Here is a 1,918-nt window from a genome sequence, read left to right as displayed (position 1 = left end):
ACAATATGAAAAATATGATCTCTCCATTACAGATGCTGAGTTACTTTATAAAGCTGAACAAGCGGGAATGTCAGCTGCATATATGACAAAGCTAATGGCACGGGTAGCACGTCATAAAAAATATGATTATACAGCCCAAGAATTAGCTACAACATTAAACATTACAACGAGAAGTGCTCATCGAATCCTTTTGAAATGGATGGACGCCCAATTAGTGGATATTGTAGGAGAAGAAAAGATCACCTATAAAGGTAGGCCAAGACGCATTTATCGACTTAGCTTTATCCTAGATGAACAAGATTAACAAGGAATGATACGGCGGGAATTGCATTTTACCCGCTGTTTTATTTTTGTCTTGATGAGTACTTCCCTTCTTCACCTATAGATATACTACTTTCCCGGTCTCCCTGCTTTCGTTTGCCGATTCAATAAACCGAATGATTTCCAGCGTTTCATGTAATGGTACCCTTGTTTTACCGTCCTTAAAAAACTCCAGAACCTGCTTTAGTAAACTGGCATAAAAGGGTTTTGAGGAAGAATTTATCAATACATACTCAGTACCTTTTTCAAAATGAATAACTGCTCCAAAATCGCCATTTCCTTTTCTATTCCCTCTCGCGGTACAAAATCGACCATCTTCCCATTCTGAAACAATCAAATCGAAATCCTTGTTGGATTCTGATCGTACATGCTTCGCACCACTGCCTAATATTGTATAGAGCATTTCAATCGCATGAATTCCATACCAAAAATACCCTGGTTGTGTGTCAACTATCTCCATCGGACCAAAACAGTCCGCTCCTATTATTTTCCCTTTCTCCTTTATAGCGAGTGCATCCGTTAGACTTTCTGCAAATCGCAATGCGGAAGAGCTCATAATCGGAGTCTGGTACCGTTCAGCTAGTTCCATCATCTTTTTAGCTTCAGCAGTATTTAAGCAAAATGGTTTATCCACGAAGATCGGTTTATTAAATTGACATATTTTGCTAACTTGATCAAGATGAACCCTTCCATCCACTGACTCTACTAAAATCGCATCACAGTTTTCTGCCACATCTTCCATCGTATCAACGATTTGAACACCATATTGCTCCACTTCTTTCGTGATTGGCCCAATACGTGAATAACTTAACTCTAAATCAGGTGAGCCAACTGGACATGCCATGACTACCTTCCCACCCCCTATATAAAAGGGGTGGGAAGAATCATTCAATAATTTAGTAAAAGCCGTTGCATGTGAAGTATCGAGTCCGATCATTCCTATTTTTACATCCACCATAAATTCACTCCTACGCAACCGAAAAAACTTATTTTAGACCAGATAACTGTATACCTTCCGTAAAGTACTTCTGGAAGAATAAGAAGATTAAGAAGGTCGGGATAAATGAGAGTGTAGCCCCTGCCATTTCAATACCAAAGTTTCCTTCCTTACTTAAAGTTGAGGCAAGCCCTACTGTGATTGGGAACATCTTTTCATTTGTCATATAAATTAACGGCTGGAATAAATCGTTCCAGTTACTTACAAACGCAAACGTTCCAACTGTCGCGATTGAAGGAAAGGCTAACGGCATATAAATCCTACGGAACACTTGAAAATCATTGGCTCCATCCATACGTGCTGCTTCATCTAGTTCCATAGGAATCCCTTGCATAAATTGGCGAACTAAAAATACACCCATAATCGCCCAAAGTTCGGGTACAATCAATGCTTGGTATTCATTAATCCAACCGAATTTAGAGAACATGATGAATTTCGGAATGATAAGCAGTTGGGATGGAATCATAATGACGGCCATAAAAGTCCAGAAAATGAATTCCCTTCCGACAAATTGCTTTCTAGCGAAAATATATCCGAGTAACCCAGCAAAAAACATTTGTGAAAAAACAGGGATAACTGTCACAACAATCGAGTTAAAAA

General features: G+C 39.0%; 1 protein-coding gene and 2 pseudogenes (1 of these 3 only partly in view). 1 reads left to right on the top strand and 2 read right to left on the bottom strand.

Features of this window, described 5'->3' with window-relative positions:
• Positions 1–304: pseudogene (locus V7147_RS22195) on the top strand (hypothetical protein); the annotation flags it as partial.
• Positions 305–379: 75 nt separating this feature from the next.
• Here V7147_RS22195 and V7147_RS22190 read toward each other — a convergent pair.
• Both V7147_RS22190 and V7147_RS22185 read right to left on the bottom strand, forming a co-directional pair.
• Positions 380–1,279 carry a Gfo/Idh/MocA family protein gene (locus V7147_RS22190; protein ID WP_335369984.1) on the bottom strand — a complete coding sequence of 300 codons (900 nt, stop codon included), beginning with the start codon at positions 1,277–1,279 and terminating at the stop codon, positions 380–382.
• A 28-nt stretch (positions 1,280–1,307) separates the two neighbouring features.
• A pseudogene (locus tag V7147_RS22185) lies at positions 1,308–1,918 on the bottom strand (carbohydrate ABC transporter permease); it runs 123 nt beyond the window's last position.

It is taken from the genome of Bacillus sp. JJ1521 (genome assembly GCF_036965165.1).
In the GTDB taxonomy this organism is placed as follows: domain Bacteria; phylum Bacillota; class Bacilli; order Bacillales; family Bacillaceae_L; genus Ferdinandcohnia.
This window is presented reverse-complemented; position numbering and strand designations above follow the sequence as displayed.

What these genes read in the sequence shown, in the direction of transcription:
- V7147_RS22190 (WP_335369984.1), bottom strand. Translation starts at nt 1,279, where the DNA reads ATGGTGGATGTAAAAATAGGAATGATCGGACTCGATACTTCACATGCA.